Origin of the sequence: Trichocoleus desertorum AS-A10 (assembly GCF_039962155.1) — a bacterium.
GTDB lineage: Bacteria > Cyanobacteriota > Cyanobacteriia > FACHB-46 > FACHB-46 > Trichocoleus.
The window spans coordinates 68,339-84,618 of sequence record NZ_JAMPKN010000001.1 but is presented as its reverse complement, the minus strand read 5'-3'; the positions used below and the strand labels follow the sequence as shown (position 1 = coordinate 84,618).

The 16,280-nt window shown below is 50.0% G+C and carries 12 protein-coding genes; 6 read left to right on the top strand and 6 right to left on the bottom strand.

The features are described from left to right. Nucleotides 1-22 precede the first annotated feature (22 nt). From NDA01_RS00355 to NDA01_RS00345, 3 genes are all read right to left on the bottom strand, one after another. Nucleotides 23-868: a sulfurtransferase gene (locus NDA01_RS00355; RefSeq protein WP_348226464.1), complete on the bottom strand. Its 846-nt coding sequence runs from the start codon at nt 866-868 to the stop codon at nt 23-25. A 32-nt stretch (nt 869-900) separates the two neighbouring features. Continuing rightward, nucleotides 901-2,064 carry an SGNH/GDSL hydrolase family protein gene (locus tag NDA01_RS00350; RefSeq protein ID WP_348226463.1) on the bottom strand — a complete coding sequence of 388 codons (1,164 nt, stop codon included), beginning with the start codon at nt 2,062-2,064 and terminating at the stop codon, nt 901-903. A gap of 137 nt (nt 2,065-2,201) precedes the next feature. After that, on the bottom strand, nt 2,202-2,537 hold the full coding sequence (locus tag NDA01_RS00345) for a DUF4870 domain-containing protein (protein ID WP_190432180.1): 336 nt from the start codon (nt 2,535-2,537) through the stop codon (nt 2,202-2,204). 265 nt (nt 2,538-2,802) lie between these two features. Between NDA01_RS00345 and prfC the strand changes: the two genes are divergently transcribed. The 3 genes from prfC (at nt 2,803) to NDA01_RS00330 (ending at nt 8,130) form a co-directional block, all read left to right on the top strand. Next, complete coding sequence (gene prfC / locus NDA01_RS00340; protein ID WP_348226462.1) at nt 2,803-4,467, top strand: peptide chain release factor 3; 1,665 nt, start codon at nt 2,803-2,805, stop codon at nt 4,465-4,467. A gap of 36 nt (nt 4,468-4,503) precedes the next feature. Further along, entirely contained in the window at nt 4,504-6,963 is a 2,460-nt protein-coding gene (locus tag NDA01_RS00335; protein ID WP_348226461.1) for a M48 family metalloprotease, read from the top strand. 675 nt (nt 6,964-7,638) lie between these two features. Next, entirely contained in the window at nt 7,639-8,130 is a 492-nt protein-coding gene (locus NDA01_RS00330) for an RNA recognition motif domain-containing protein (RefSeq protein WP_348226460.1), read from the top strand. A 157-nt stretch (nt 8,131-8,287) separates the two neighbouring features. Here the strand turns inward: NDA01_RS00330 and NDA01_RS00325 are convergent, their stop codons facing one another. Then, nucleotides 8,288-8,803: a hypothetical protein gene (locus NDA01_RS00325; protein WP_348226459.1), complete on the bottom strand. Its 516-nt coding sequence runs from the start codon at nt 8,801-8,803 to the stop codon at nt 8,288-8,290. Between the two features lie 78 nt (nt 8,804-8,881). Here NDA01_RS00325 and NDA01_RS00320 point away from each other — a divergent pair, with 78 nt between their 5' ends. The 3 genes from NDA01_RS00320 (at nt 8,882) to NDA01_RS00310 (ending at nt 12,229) form a co-directional block, all read left to right on the top strand. Continuing rightward, entirely contained in the window at nt 8,882-9,799 is a 918-nt protein-coding gene (locus NDA01_RS00320; protein WP_348226458.1) for a histone deacetylase family protein, read from the top strand. A 153-nt stretch (nt 9,800-9,952) separates the two neighbouring features. Beyond that, nucleotides 9,953-10,867 (top strand): RnfABCDGE type electron transport complex subunit D, encoded by a 915-nt coding sequence (locus NDA01_RS00315; protein WP_348226457.1) that lies wholly within the window; start codon nt 9,953-9,955, stop codon nt 10,865-10,867. A gap of 45 nt (nt 10,868-10,912) precedes the next feature. Further along, nucleotides 10,913-12,229, top strand: coding sequence for a DUF2330 domain-containing protein (locus tag NDA01_RS00310; RefSeq protein WP_431193263.1), 1,317 nt, complete (start codon nt 10,913-10,915; stop codon nt 12,227-12,229). A 176-nt stretch (nt 12,230-12,405) separates the two neighbouring features. Here the strand turns inward: NDA01_RS00310 and hpsE are convergent, their stop codons facing one another. Together hpsE and uvrB are read right to left on the bottom strand one after the other, a co-directional pair. Further along, entirely contained in the window at nt 12,406-13,377 is a 972-nt protein-coding gene (gene hpsE / locus NDA01_RS00305; protein ID WP_348226456.1) for a hormogonium polysaccharide biosynthesis glycosyltransferase HpsE, read from the bottom strand. Between the two features lie 802 nt (nt 13,378-14,179). Next, the gene (uvrB, locus tag NDA01_RS00300; RefSeq protein WP_348226455.1) at nt 14,180-16,177 is read right to left on the bottom strand and encodes an excinuclease ABC subunit UvrB; all 1,998 of its coding nucleotides are present in this window, start codon (nt 16,175-16,177) and stop codon (nt 14,180-14,182) included. Nucleotides 16,178-16,280 lie beyond the last annotated feature (103 nt).

Here is a 16,280-nt window from a genome sequence, read left to right as displayed (position 1 = left end):
CCTTACTCCTCACCCCTCACTCCTACAAATAGGAACACCAATCGCTCCAACTGCCAGCGTAGAGTTTGCCTTGATCAATACCTGCCAGTTCTAGGGACAGTAAATTGACGCAGGCTGTCACGCCAGAACCGCAGTAAACCAAAATTTCTTCAGCTGAAGCGACTTCAGTCCAGCGATCGCGTTGCTCTACTGTGGGTCGCAGATAGCCTTGCTCGTTAGTGACTTCTTGCCAAGGGTAATTCACCGCGCCCGGAATATGGCCTGCCACTGGGTCAATCGGTTCGCGTTCCCCTCGGTAGCGATCGCCTTCGCGCGAATCTACCAAAACCACATTTGGTGTATCTTGGCGAGCCTTGACGATATTAATATCAACTACCTGCTCAAGCTGTGGCTGTGGGATAAAGTTGCCTGCTTGCGGTGGTGGTACGTCTACGGTAATGGGATAGCTTGCTGCCTGCCAAGCTGCGAAACCGCCATCTAAAACTGCTACATGGCTGTGCCCGAAGTAGCGCAACAACCACCAAAGGCGAGAGGCGAAGGCTAAGCGTGAGTCGTCATAAGCCACGACTAAAGTTGGCCCATTGGGGCTGTCAGAATTCACCCCGCTCGCTCGTAACTTAGCAGCAAAGTCCTGTGGATCTGGTAGCGGGTGCCGCCCGCCGTGTTGATTCACTAGACTCGACAAGTCGCGATTGAGATCTAAATAGTGAGCGCCTGGAATGTGGCTGGTTTGATACTGCTGCTGCCCCAAATCAGGTTGCATTAAAGCAAAGCGGCAATCTACAACCACAACTTGCGGATCGTTGAGATGGTCGTGCAGCCAAGCAGCGGACACAACAGGATGAGAAACGGTCATGGAGTTCAGCATCACACAGGTTGAAGCTATTCTACATGGCCTAATTACCTCACAGCGGTCCCAGAGACAGCCGCAGCCGTTAAGCGTTGATAGCGAGCGATTTTGAGCTGAGATTCGGTTTGCTGAAGGGCAACTTGCCAAACTTGATAACCACGTGGATTCAAGTGCAAGCCATCAGTGGTCAAGGCTCGATTCAAGGTGTCTTGCGTGTCAGTGAAGTAGGGGTACAGATCTAGAAAACTTACTTTTTCTTGTTGGGCGATCGCGGCAATGCGTTGATTTAAGCCACGAATCCGACTACTGGGAATCGCAGCATAGCGAGTTGGCAAAATCGACTGCACAACAACCTCAGCGCCAGGATGCTTCTGATGGAGCTGTCGCATAATTTGACGCAAATTACTTAAAATCCGTTGGTCGCTATGGCCCCGACGCAGATCGTTAATGCCAGCCATGACGTAAATGGTGTCAGGCCGCGTCTGAGTAAAGGCTGAAAGCCGCTGGAGAATGCCACTTGTGGTGTCGCCCGAAATTCCTTGATTCAGCCACAATTGTCCCTCAGGTAGGCGTTGGGTTGGGAACCAGAGACTAAGCGAGTCTCCCACGACGACCGAGAGACGATTGTCTCCTTGGCCTCGTGCTACAGCTCTGGCTTCTAGCTCTAGTAGTTGTTTCCATTGGCTGTAGCTGGGCTTCGTTGTGGCTTGAGACCAAGCTGAGTAAAAACTATTGCTAGCGATCCGGGTGTAAAGAGTGCCTGCTCTCAGGGCTTCTAGTCTTTGGCGATAGAGCTGGTTACCCGATCGTGGAGCCAAAGCCTGGGCTTGCGGTATATCGCTAAAGTTAGGAATCAAAGCAGGACTAACTTTAGAAACCTGCTGACTACCACGCTGGTCGTCCAGAATTGAGGCGATCAGGTTGTCTTCTTGAGCGTAAATTTCTGTAGCAAGTTGTTGGCTAGGCGCGATCGCCCCCACCTGAGCGGCTCCTATCTGGGCAGCAAGCTGAGGCTGACATCCGGGTTGGCTAAATTCTGGAGCACCAAATTCAACTCCGGTGGTAACCTGGGGTGAAGCTAAAGCAACCGTTTGAGCTTTGGTTAAATCGTCTGCTGCGAATAAGTAGCTAATCTGAGGTATTTCTGGTGCTGCGGTCTTAGCTAACTGACTCTTCACTAAAACATCGGCTACCAGCAGACAAAGATCGCTCATAAAGTAACTCCATCACACCTTCCCTTACCTTTGACAGGGAGAAGTGGATGGAGTCAGGAAATTTCACCAACGATTTATTTCAACCAAAAAATTTGGGAGAGGTGCGCTCTCAAATCCTTAGTAATTGCCAGAGCGCCCTAGACCAATCGGAAAATGAAGGGATAACGGAATGCGTGGTCAGTGTCACTTAGAGAAGTCACGATCGCCCAAATCGCCAATCCCCAATGAGCCAGGAAGTAGAAAGGCACCAAGAGGAGACCAATCAAGATCCAGGACAAGACTCCAATAATGGCTCCCCAGACCCAAATATTAAGGTGAAAGTTAATGGCTTCCTTGGCGTTTTCCTTCACCACAGGGTCATCAGAAACAAACAAAATCGCGATCGGCACACCAATAGATACCAAGGCAGCGCTAAAAAAGATCGAACCATGCGCTACTGCCGATAATAATTTCCGCTTATCCGTGTCGTACATTCCAGTTTCTCTCCATCACGGAGTTAAGGTGTTTGCGATTGCAATCAGGGCAATTGCCTTAATCATATCTAGCTAATCTTTGCCTGAAAGTATGACATAGATAGGGAAATCCGATGCTCTCCGGTAGGTATCTCCTCATCCTCTACCTGAGGAGGATTTCCGCAGGCGCAGCTTTTGTCGCTATCATCAAGTTTAAAGGCAACGTTGAATTTAGCGATTTAGCGTTGATAAGTTGCTTTACAGATTTACCCAGTCAGGTTCCGGCATGTCCACTGATTCCCTTGCCCTTGACCAATCGGTTCAAGACAAATCGCTTCAAGTTGAGTTGGAGACAGAGATTGAACGCCGTCGCAATTTTGCGATTATCTCTCACCCAGACGCGGGTAAAACCACTCTGACCGAAAAGCTCTTGCTGTACGGAGGTGCGATTCACGAGGCGGGAGCAGTCAAGGCACGTCGAGCCCAGCGCAAAGCCACCTCAGACTGGATGGAAATGGAGCAACAGCGGGGGATTTCGATCACCTCGACGGTTTTGCAGTTTGCTTATAAAGACTGTCATATCAACCTGCTGGATACGCCGGGACACCAAGACTTCAGTGAAGACACCTATCGCACCTTAGCTGCCGCTGACAATGCGGTGATGCTAGTCGATGCAGCCAAAGGTTTGGAGCCGCAGACTCGCAAGCTATTTGAAGTTTGCAAGCTGCGATCGCTGCCTATTTTTACCTTTATCAACAAGCTCGATCGTCCAGGGCGTGAACCGCTGGAACTGCTGGATGAAATTGAGCAAGAACTAGGCTTACAAACCTACGCGGTAAACTGGCCGATTGGGATGGGCGATCGCTTTAAAGGCGTGTTTGACCGACGAGAGCAAAAAATTCACCTATTCGAGCGCAGTGCTCACGGTAGCCGCGAAGCAACTGTAACCACTGTAGATTTGGGCGACCCTCGGATCGAAGACTTGCTGGAGCAAGAACTCTACTACCAACTCAAAGAAGATTTGGAAGTGATTGAGGGAGTAGGGCCAGAGCTAGACTTGGAGCTGGTACACCGAGGCAAAATGACGCCCGTGTTCTTTGGCAGCGCCATGACCAACTTTGGGGTAGAGCCGTTCCTCAATGCTTTCCTAGACTACGCCCTTAAGCCTGGGCCTCATCACAGTACGGTGGGTGAGGTGGAGCCTACCTATCCAGAGTTTTCGGGTTTTGTCTTCAAGCTGCAAGCCAACATGGACCCCAGACACCGCGATCGCATTGCCTTTGTGCGGGTGTGCTCCGGTAAGTTTGAAAAAGACATGACCGTAAACCATGCTCGTTCGGGTAAAACGGTGCGCTTGTCTCGCCCACAAAAGCTGTTTGCACAAGAACGCGAATCGATCGAGGCGGCTTACCCCGGTGACGTGATCGGTCTCAACAACCCTGGAGCGTTTGCGATCGGAGACACGATTTATCTGGGCCAGAAGCTAGAGTACGAAGGCATCCCTTGTTTCTCACCCGAACTCTTTGCCTACCTAAAAAACCCCAACCCCTCCAAGTTTAAGCAGTTCCACAAAGGTGTGTCGGAGCTACGGGAAGAAGGGGCAGTCCAGATCATGTTCTCGGCAGATGAAGCCAAGCGAGACCCAATCTTGGCAGCAGTCGGGCAACTGCAATTTGAAGTGGTGCAGTTCCGGTTGCAAAACGAATACAACGTGGAAACCCAGATAGAACTCTTACCTTACAGCGTGGCTCGTTGGGTCACGGGAGGCTGGGACGCTTTGCAAAAAGTGGGTCGCTTGTTTAATACCGTCACGGTGAAAGATTCGTGGGGCCGTCCTGTGCTGCTTTTCCGTAACGAGTGGAACTGCCAGCAAGTAGAGGGGGAGCACCCGGAGTTAAAATTAAGCACGATCGCTCCCGTAGTTTCTGGGCAAGAACCTATCTCCACTTGATGCTATGTTGGAGCGGATTATGGCAGCAGCATCTGTATGTCTAGTTCCGACCCTTCTGCATCTAACCAGCCATCTACCAACGCGACCCTGAAATCAGGCTTAACCGCACTGAAGCAGGGAGATTACCCCACCGCCATCTCTCTGCTAGAGCGTTGTGCCAACTTTTCTCCTAATCAGGTTGCACCGCCTCCACCCAATACTCCAACTAGCTTGCAAGCCCAGATTGGGTTAGTAACCGCTTATGAGCGTCAAGGTCTGGCGGAGCAAGCGATCGCCCTTTGCCAAGCCCTCACCCAAACGCCTAATCCACAGGCGAGAGCTTGGGCCGACAAAACTTTAGCTAGCTTCATCAAACGCTATCCTCAACTGGTGGCATCTACCGAGTTGTACCCGTCCACCCCAACCCCATCCGAGGCTCCATCCACAATATCTAATGCTAGTGAGGCTGGATTCATCCCGCTAGATGCTACCTCCACTCGTAAAACTTCTCGGATTAATAAGACTAATAAGCTGCGTGCCCAAACAGCTTCAGTCAGTCAACCGCGATCGCCTCAGTCGACTACTGACGCCACCTCTGCGCCACCCACAGAAGTTGGGCAGGTTGATCTACCTGAGAGTACAAACCCAGTTTTAGTGGCATCAACAGCGTCAACGGAACCGCACGAGTGGAAACAAGCAGGCCGAGCGCAAAAGTGGCAACCGCTCAGCAAGCTCAAACTCACCCGCTTTTGGCTCTTGCAAGCAGGTAGCGCGATCGCCTTTTTCGCCTTCGCCTTGTTTGTTTTACGCTTCTCTATGCGAGCTACCAACTGGCTGTTGGTCAAGCTTCCTTTTGTCCAGCCGATTCAACTGCTCTACCGCAATCCAACAGTCATTTTTATTGTTGTGGTAGGGCTGATGTTAGCCTCGCTGCCTTGGCTGATGGATGCACTACTCAAGTTTTTGTACGGCTTGAAACCCTTATCAACCGCGACTTTAGCGACCTATAGCCCAGAAGCCACTAAAGTTCTCAATCGTCTGCCTCGGCAGAAGCAGATTCCCACTCCTGCCTTGCGGCTTTTGCCTACAGCGGCACCAATCGCTCTTACCTACGGCTCCCTACCTCGCTTCGCCCGCATTGCCGTCAGCCAAGGACTGCTAGAACAAATGGCAGATGACGAAATTGCTGCCCTCTATGCTGGGGAAATTGCTCACATTGCTCACTGGGATTTTGCGGTGATGTCCCTAGCAGTGCTGCTGCTACAAGTTCCCTACACGCTGTATTGGCAGGTAGCCACTTGGGGCGATCGCTTGGAAGCTCGGAGAAAGCAGGCGCAGCGACAGAATACAGCCTTGTTTTACCTCTTCACGGTGCTGGTCTACATCATTGCTGCCTTTTCCAGTCTCAACTATGGTGTCTATGGGCTGCTCCGCTGGCCACTGTTGTGGCTGTCTCGTCAGCGGCTCTACTACAGCGATCGCTTAGCCGCTGAATTTACTGGCAATCCTAACGGGCTCACCAGAGCCTTACTCAAAACCGCGATCGGGGTAGCTCAAGACGTACAACAGCAGCAACAAACCAGCTATGTCCTCGAAGGCTTCAACTTCCTAGCACCGCTCGATTACAAAACAGCGCTAACCGTCGGTAGCTTCTATCCAGCCGTCTCATTTGAGGCACTTTTGGAATGGGACCGCACCAACCCTCACCGCCATTGGCTCAATCTCAACCAATCTCATTCTTTATTAGGCGATCGCCTGCAACTCCTGAGTTCTTACGCCCGCCACTGGCGACTCGACTCTGAGCTAAACTTTGCCAACTCTGCTCAAGCACCCACGCCCAAACTCACCTGGCATCAGTGGCTCACTCGGCACGGACAACGCCTAGCCCTCCAAGGCGCTCCCTTCTGGGGCTTGGGGTTAGGCGTTGCGATCGGATTAGGGATTTGGTCAATCGCTGCGATCGGTGAGTTCTTAGGGTTGTGGAATTTGTTTTGGTTGGTGGGTGACTGGGCTGTCCTCATCGGTTGTTTACCTTTGGGTCTGAGCTTAGGGATTTTTGTTCGGATCAACCCGTTCTTTCCAGACATCACCCCAGTGACGCTCCGAGCCACATCTCCCCTCCCAACGCTGGTAGCTAATTCTGCACTTCTCCCTATCGACAGCAAACCTGTACAACTCCAAGGCAAAGTACTGGGGCGGACGGGACTGGCTAATTGGCTAAGCCAAAGCTTGATTCTGCAAACTGACACGGGGTTAGTACCGCTTCATCACACTTCAGTTCTAGGGCCGTTGGGGGCGTTTTGGTGGCGATCGCCACAACCCCGTGACTTAGTTCACCAAGCCGTAACTGCTAAAGGCTGGTTCCATCGGGGCGCTACTCCCTGGATCGATTTAGAAACCTTACGAACTTCGAGCGGCAAAACTAGCATTAGTCGCCATCCGATTTGGTCTACCTTGCTAGCTGGGGTAGCAGCCTGCGTTGGCACTTATATCCTGTTATTTATTGGAGGATATTAGTAATATCTACTTATTGATTTTTTTGCCATTGTCAAACCTTTTGTAAAGAAAAGTTGCACTAATTTGGGAATTTATGTTACTTTTCTTTACAGAGAGATCCGATTTACCGAAGACGTGGCTCAGCCCTTAACAATGGCAGTTTCTACAGCAAAACCGTCTTGGTGTCAGGTTTTCTTCCTCCCAACACAGCAAGCTCGACCAGCCGTAGCCATCGGCTGGTTTTTATTGAAACAGTCTAGAAACATACCTGCGTGTTACGTCAATCTATTGGTATATTCGAAGCTTGTTTCGCCAATCTACTAATAAAGATCTGGCTCAAGTCTGAAACTTATGATTTTACCTAGCTGCGTATCTAAGGCCGTGATACCTTAATGAATGGCATAGAAATCCTGGAAAAGCAGTTTAAACAGAAAACGCTCGAACATAAGCCTCCAGTGATCATTAAAAACCTACAACCATGATGAAGTTCAACTTGCTCTTTTCTGGAGTGTAAAGCATTGGATGAAGGGTACTGGACAGCTTTTTTGAGGCGAGGAGCTGTGTTTTCGATGTTAGCGAGGGGAGTACAAGGCGTAGCTATTCGTAGAGTCGTCTATCAAGGCAATCTCTCGCTAACTGCGTGAGGTTAATGCTTTCAAGCAAGTTTATCTGAACCGATGTCTGGAGGTATCTTTCATGTCTATTCGTTTATATGTGGGCAATTTACCCAAAGAAGTGGAGCGCCAAGAGCTAGCAGCAGTATTTGCAGAAGCTGGTGATTCTGTCTCTACCAAGGTTATCACTGACCGCAAAACAGGCAAATGTCGAGGTTTTGGTTTTGTGACTGTCAAAACCGATGAGCAAGCCGATGAAATTATTGAAAAATACAACGGCTTTGTGCTCAAAGACTGCGCTCTAAAAATTGAGAAAGCGTTGCCTCGCGCCAAAGGTAAGGAAGAACAGGGTGCAGAGGGTGCAGAGGGTGCAGAGGGCGTCAGCAGCAGTCCTAGCCCCAGTGCTCCTTCTACGGGTAGCCGTCGTAGCAAGGGCAATAGCAACAATAACAATAAGTCTCGACGAGTTGCGGCTAGCACTTCTACTGATAGCGATGCGGTTCAGCCTGATCCACGTTGGGCTCAAGACCTAGAAAAGTTAAAGCAACTGTTGGCAGCTCAAGCAACTAACTAAAGCTGCGTACAGCAGAACTTCCATCTCACAGTCATCGTGTTTCATGATTAACGACAGGTGCAGTTTACGACTCACCCGTCACAACTAAAAAGCTACCGAGGCAAAGGCTGGAAAGCTCTAGTCTTGCTTCGGTAGTTGTGTTGTATTTGGGCAGTTTCTAAGGCAATTGTTGTTTGAGTTGGCTCATTTGAGTTGAGTCAAAGGTGGCTTGCACTACGACTTTCTGGCGATCGTCTCGTAGTGTCAGTAAGTAGGTATCTCCGTTGGGAGCAACTTGCCACTGGGGATTTTTCATGACCACTGTCTGGAGCGCAACCTGCGGCAACTCCACCCGAATTACCACTTCCTTTTGTGACTGCGGAAAAATGTAGAGTTGCTGATGCAGTTGGTCTAGCTCCAGCTTGTGGACTGTGGTACTTCGCTCTTGCGATGAATCAGGCTTCTGCCAGTAGAGGGTGATGCCACGAATAGTAGGGTTTACTACTAAAAACTTTTCATCAAAACGCTGGGGTTCCCAGTTGAGGTTGGTGGCCTCCGCAGTTGCAGGCATCAACCGTTGTTGCCACAGAATCTCTTTGCCGTTGAGGTTGTGCCACCATTGGCTAATTGTGGCAAAGTGATTACTGTTTTCAGAACTATTGCTGCCATATTGCCAAACGCTTCTTAGTTCCATGATCAGCCTCGCTGAAGGGGTGAAGCAATTTCTAGAGAAATCGCTGTTGAGGATTCTGTCTCCAGTGTAAGAAAGTCGATGGACTTACCCTTGGTTTATAACCCAGTTTATGTTGCGCCTCTGCCAGCAGGACATCGGTTCCCGATGGCGAAGTTTAAACTGTTGTACGAGATGCTAATAGCAGAGGGGGTGGCGCATCTAGAGCAATTTTTTACACCTGAGCCGCCTGCCCAATCAGTTCTAGAACTTGTCCATACAAGGGATTATGTGCAAGCTTATTGTGAGGGCACCCTAGACCCTAAGGCCCAGCGCCGCATTGGATTGCCTTGGAGCCCAGCTTTGGTCGATCGCACCTGTACTGCGGTCGGAGGCACGATTCTCACGGCACAGCTAGCTCTACAGCAGGGTCTTGCTTGTAATACGGCAGGCGGAACTCACCATGCTTTCCCCAGTTATGGCTCTGGATTTTGTATTTTCAACGATTTAGCGATCGCGGCTCGGGCTCTACAAAAGTTGGGCTTGGTGGAGAAAGTTCTGATTGTTGACCTAGATGTACATCAAGGCGATGGTACAGCCCTAATCTTCCAGGATGATCCGAGTGTCTTCACGTTCTCAATGCACTGTGAAGTTAACTTTCCAGGTACTAAGCAACAAAGTGATTTGGATGTGCCTTTACCTGTAGGCATGGAAGACGATGCTTATCTACAAACCCTAGCCGCCTATTTACCCGATTTACTCACTGAGGTACGTCCAGATCTAGTCCTCTACGATGCAGGAGTTGATCCACATCTAGGCGATCGCTTGGGTAAACTGGCGCTCACCGATACAGGTTTATTCCGTCGAGAAATGCAAGTTTTGAGTACCTGTGTGGCGTCGGGCTACCCTGTTGCTTGCGTGATCGGGGGTGGCTATGCGGATGATTTGCAGGCTTTAGTGTATCGACACTCACTTTTACATCGTGCTGCGAGTGATGTATATCGGCAATACCGACTTTAAAGCCGCTCTCTCACCCTGGGAAGAGGGGCGGGGTGAGGTTTGGCTTTTATTTGGCAAAAGTACGGAGACAGCTTGTAACAATTTCTGTAACAGCAGAACCGTTTAAGAGTAGGCTCGTCTAGATTGGGGACGACCCTCTCCTGTGCTCTAGCCATGCTGCTACAGGACGCGCGTGATTATCAGATTTTGTTTCTCTCACTGTTTCTCATCCTGGGCTTAGGCACGAGAGACTGGACGGTTCGACCCGAATTCATTGCCGTGACGATTGCGACTTGCCTCACGGCTCAATGGGCTATGTCTGCTTTACAGGAATGGTGGCAGCGCCGGAACTCACAGCGATCGCTCACTTCACAAACCACCCAGACAGAAATTTCTACTCCTTCGACTCCCGTCAAGAAGCAGGGGCGATCGCTACGGAGTGCCCTGATCACGTCTTTAGGGCTGTGTTTACTGCTCAGAGCGGATCATGCCAGCACAATGGCTTTAGCCAGCAGCTTAGCGGTTCTGAGTAAGTTTGTGTTTCAAGTACAAGGCAAGCATTTCTTTAATCCGGCTAACTTCGGCATCATCGCTGTGCTAATGCTTACTCAAGATGCCTGGGTTTCTCCAGGGCAATGGGGCGATGAGTGGTGGTACGGGCTGCTCTTTCTGGGGGCTGGGGGTCTGGTGCTACAGCGCGTCGGGCGTTGGGATACCTCAGCCGCTTTCCTAGGCACCTACGCTGGCCTAGAAGCCTATCGCAATTTCTGGCTGGGTTGGACTTGGGATGTCTACTGGCACCGATTGATGAGTGGGTCTCTATTGCTGTTTGCCTTGTTTATGATTACTGACCCTCGCTCCATTCCCAATGCTCGGATCGGGCGATTGGTTTGGTCTGTCGCCATTGCCGCTGTCACGTTTGTGCTCCGCAATCAGTTCTTCATCTCGACTGCTGTGTTTTGGGCCTTATTTGCGCTGGCTCCGCTCACCTTGCTAATAGACCTGATCTGGTCCGCGCCTCGCTTTACTTGGTCTTGGCCTGCTCCTGAATCTGGTGAACCTATCAGTCCCACTGCCGTTGAAGTATAAGAGCAACATTCCTCAGCCTTCTTATTCATGCACCTGGAGAAAATTATGATGAAGCCGTTACGGATATTGTTGGGCTTGCTTTTGGCACTGGTTATTCTAATTGGGTATGTACCTAATGCCTGGGCTTTTTGTGGCTTCTACGTCGCTAAAGCAGACACCAAACTCTATAACAAAGCTTCTCAGGTTGCGATCGCCAGAGATGGAGAACGCACTGTCCTGACGATGGCCAATGACTTCCAGGGTGATGTCAAAGATTTTGCGATCGTCGTGCCTGTGCCTGTGGTGCTAAAGCAGGAGCAAGTTCATGTCGGCGATCCTAAAGTTTTAGAACGGCTGGATGCCTTTAGTGCCCCTCGTCTGGTGGAATATTTCGACTCCAATCCTTGTGAAACTCAAACTTTTAATGAAAGGGTAATGGCTCCGTCTGCGGCAATGGCTGGTGCGCCTACAGAAGCTGCGAGCGACAATGCCCTGGGAATCAAAGTTGAAGCTCGCTTTACCGTGGGTGAATATGACATTGTGATTCTGAGCGCTAAGGAATCCGGCGGTTTGGAAACTTGGTTGAACCGCAGTGGTTACCGCCTTCCTAGAGGAGCGAAGCAACTACTGCAACCCTACATCCGCCAAAACCTAAAGTTTTTCGTCGCCAAGGTGAATCTAGCGGAATTTGAAAAAGCGGGCTATCAATTTCTCCGCCCAATTCAGATGGCTTACGAATCACCCAAGTTCATGCTGCCGATCCGTTTGGGCATGATTAATGCTGCCACCGAGCAAGACTTAATCGTTTACCTGTTGTCTCCTCAAGGCCAAGCTGAAGTCACTAACTACCGAACCGTGCAAGTGCCCTCAGATGCTGAAATTCCAGTTTTTGTCAAAAACGAGTTTGGCGACTTCTACAAATCTATGTTCCAGACAGCCTACACTCGTGAAGGTAAAAAGGTAGCTTTTTTGGAATATGCCTGGGATATGGGCAACTGCGACCCTTGCTCAGCTGAACCTCTCAACCCTGAGGAACTGCGTCAGGCGGGTGTTTTTTGGCTCAACGACAACGCCTCCTCCAATGTTTTTCTGACCCGGATTCATGTCCGCTATACCCGTGACAAGTTTCCTGAGGATCTAATGTTCCAGGAAACCTCGAATCGACAGTCCTTCCAAGGGCGCTATGTTTTGCGCCATGCCTTTACAGGTGAGACGAACTGCGTGGCTGGACGACAGTATAAGAGAGCTTTACCCGCCCGCTTTGAACAAGAAGCTCAAACCCTGGCTAAGCTAACGGGTTGGAATATCCAGGATATCCGTCAGAAGTTGCCTGCAATTTCTAGCCAAACCGCTCCTTGGTGGCGCAATCTCTGGCCCAAATAACGCACGCTAATAAAGCGCGATCGCGCTACTCATCCACTTCTTACCTTTTAATTGGCAGGGATTCTATCTTAGAATCTCCGTCGCAAGCGCTCCAGAATCAGCGGCAGGCGATCGGCACCGTTGTAGGTAGGAATTGCGATCGTTACATCCATAGAGAGATTAAAACTTATGCTCTCTTAGTTTTTCAGGGTTTTCTTCCAGTGGTGGAAGGGACTCAGAAAACTATTGCGGAACAGCTCCATTTCGCAAGTAGCTACCAAATCTTGAGGGATGACCGTTCTATATTTCAGCCAGTGCCGGAGGATTTTACGCATATCGTTCAGGATATAGGCCAGAGCTGCCAATGGACGCTGCCAAGGTTTAACACTGAGCATGCGAGTGTGGTAGCGACTCAGACCAATCCCTCGAAACATGGCGAGTAAATAATCTCGCTCAAAACGCCAGTGAGGGATTTTGTGGTGCATTTCCATGTCTGGGTTATACCAAATTTCCCAACCTGCATTCTGAATATGCAGAAGCAGTTCTAGATCTTCTCCCGGTTCGCTGGCCGCGATCGCTTGTCCTTGAGACTGTCCGACTCTCCCTCTCAAGGTAAAAGTTTGAGGTACATAGCGGCTCCAAACACTTTTACGCACCACTAAGCCTGCTGAGGGAGGCAGCAGCTTTTTGCCAGGGTCGTACAGCAATGGCTGAGGACCGCGCTCAGTAATCGCCAAAAAACCAGCAATTCTTTTGAAGTTTTGCGGAGGTGCAGCTTCAAAGTCACCGTGAATTTGACTCGCGTAAGCTCCTGCTCTAGGGTGACTTTGAGCAAAGGCATAAGCTGCTGCCACCCAATCTAGGGCTGGAATGTTGTCATCATCTAAAAAACCAATCAGCTCGCTTTCGGCTGCTTGCACTGCTCGCTGCCTCGCATAAGCAGAACCTTGGCGACCTTCAAACAAGTACCGGATGGAATACTGGTTGGGCCAATCTGCCTGGAAGGTCCGAATGACCTCAGCAGTCTGGTCTGTACTGTTGTTATCAACTATTAGGATTTCCCAGCGGAAATGCTCTGTATTTACCTGCGATCGCAGGCGTTCTAACAACTCAGGCAAACGGTGCTCACCGTTGTAGGTCGGGATGGCAACCGTAAATTCAGGAGCCAAGGGTTTGGAGGCAAGAATAGGGCTTCTACTAGGAAATGTCTGAGAGAAGGACATTGAAGAGTAGGGCATTTGAGTTAAGAGTTTAAGTGAGTAAGGTATTGTTTCGGTCAACCTTGTCATGGCGATCGCCAACAAGGACTTGAAGCACTTAACTGTTGCAATAGAGCCACTGAAGTAGACTCACCGTTGCAAATTGCCTGATTCTTAACTTTAGGTAGACCCCTGATTTGCCGCCGAGTGTCGTATTCCTAATAGCAGCTATTAGTTAAACCAGTCGCTTTAGGAGTTTTGCAACTTTATTCAGTAGCTTTCTAGGTTAGAAGCCGACTACCTAAAATTCCTGTAGTGCTAACAAGAATCTTGCCCAACTCTTAAGTTCAGCAAACAAGTTTTCAACAAATAGTGATCAGGCAATAACTTACCCAGCGATCGCTTTGCTGCGATCTCACTCCCTTAAGGCGGAGTTTCTCCAACTTCTGCCATGACATTAAAATCCAGCATGGGCATAAAGAGGTAAATGCTGCCCCGATTCGCGTAGCGATATGCTTGCAATCGGTTATGTTGCTTCACTATCAAGCTCCCAGCTAGACATCTATCCAGGTAGCTCACTCATCTCTTATGAAATGCGCTCTGCTCTGCTAATCAGAAGGCCACAAATCTTAAGACGAGTAAGCCTCCATATTCTCGCTTTCAGTAACCGCTTCTAAACATCTGGCTTAAGAGAGATTTCGCAGCCAAATTTAAAGCAATGATGAGAGTTTCATCAAGCAGAGGCAAAGTTTGAGAGATAATACGGAGGTGCTTAATGGCCCAATAGCTTGTCGCGCAAGTGTTTGATGCGATCGCGATACTTAGCGGCCTCTTCAAATTCTAATTTCTTCGACGCTTCCTTCATTTGAGCTTCTAGCTGACCGATCAGCTGCGGAATGTTTTCTAGAGGGAGATCACTGACTTGCTCATAGACTTGATCTAGTTCTTGGGCGTTGAGACGGCGCGATACCTCTAAAAACGACAAAATGGCGTTACTCGATTTTTTGATGATTGGCTGTGGCGTGAGGCCGTGCTTGGTGTTGTACTCCATTTGCACCGCTCGCCGCCGCTCGGTTTCGCTAATGGCCTTGGCCATACTGTCAGTCAGGTTGTCGGCGTAGAGAATGGCCTGACCTCGAATGTGACGCGCTGCCCGACCAATAGTTTGAATCAGCGATCGCGCCGCTCGTAGGAAACCTTCTTTATCCGCGTCTAGGATCGCGACCAGAGATACTTCTGGTAAGTCCAAGCCTTCCCGTAATAAGTTCACACCAATCAAGACATCAAAGGTGCCTTCCCGTAAATCCTGCAAAATCTCAATCCGCTCGATAGAGTGAATCTCAGAGTGCAAATAGCGGACCCGAACGCTGCGCTCCTGCAAGTACTCGGTCAAGTCCTCAGCCATCCGCTTAGTCAGTGTTGTGATCAGCACCCGTTCCTGAAGCTGCACCCGCTCTTGAATTTCGCCGAACAAATCATCAATTTGGCCTGTAGTGGGACGGACGAAAATTTCCGGGTCAAGCACTGCGGTAGGCCGAATCACTTGCTCTACGACTCGACCTTCCGAAATTTCCATCTCCCAGTCTCCAGGAGTGGCAGAAACAAAAATGCACTGTTTTGCCTTGCCCCAAAACTCCTCGGACTTGAGGGGGCGGTTGTCGGCGGCGCTGGGTAAACGAAATCCGTGCTCAATCAGCACTTGTTTGCGGGCTTGGTCGCCATTGTACATACCCCGAATCTGCGGCACAGTGACGTGAGATTCATCAACGACTAGGAGCCAATCTTGGGGGAAATAATCGATTAAGCATTCGGGGGGATCTCCCGCTTGCCGCCCAGCGAGATGGCGCGAGTAGTTTTCCACACCGTTGCAGTAGCCCACTTCTCGTAGCAGCTCTAGGTCGTAGCGGGTGCGCTGCTCTAGGCGTTGGGCTTCTAGGAGCTTGTTGTTTTGCTCTAAAATTTCTAGGCGATCGCGCAGCTCTTGTTCGATGGCGTTGCAGGCTCCCTCTAAGCGGTCTTCGGGAGTAACGAAGTGACGGGCAGGGTAAATATTCACCCCCTCCATGCTTTGCAGCGTTACGCCAGTTACGGGATCGATGTAGCGAATCGCGTCGATCTCATCGCCGAAAAACTCCACTCGAATGATGCGGTCTTCGTAAGCTGGGCCAATTTCCAGCACATCCCCTTTGACTCGAAAGCGCCCGCGCCCCATTTCTAGATCGTTGCGGGAATACTGCACAGAAGCTAAATCGCGCAGAATTTGGCGTTGGTCGGCTTCCATCCCCACGCGCAAGGGCACAGCCGCATTCAGATATTCGGAGGGAATACCTAAGCCATAGATGCAGCTAATAGAAGCGACCACAATCACATCGCGCCGTTCGAACAGCGATCGCGTGGCCGAGTGCCGCAACATATCAATCTCTTCGTTGATCGAAGCTGTCTTTTCAATGTAAGTATCGGTCACCGGAATATAAGCTTCCGGTTGATAGTAGTCGTAATAACTAATGAAATACTCGACGGCGTTGTTAGGAAAAAACTCTCGCAACTCGTTGCAAAGCTGGGCGGCTAAGGTTTTGTTATGAGCCAAGACTAAAGTGGGCCTCCCCACGTTTTCAATCACCGAAGCGATCGTAAATGTTTTACCAGTACCCGTTGCCCCCAACAATGTCTGGAAGCGTTCACCTGACTGCACACTCTGAGTCAGTTGCTGGATCGCCTTAGGTTGATCGCCAGTAGGCTGAAAGGGAGCTTGAATCTGGAATTGCGCCATAATCTCGACTCAATAAAAGCACAAATTTGCTAGAGTTTCGACTCTTGCACCTAGTAACTTGAGAGCAATCTGGGGTCACTCGGAGTCAACTAGGCACTCCTCT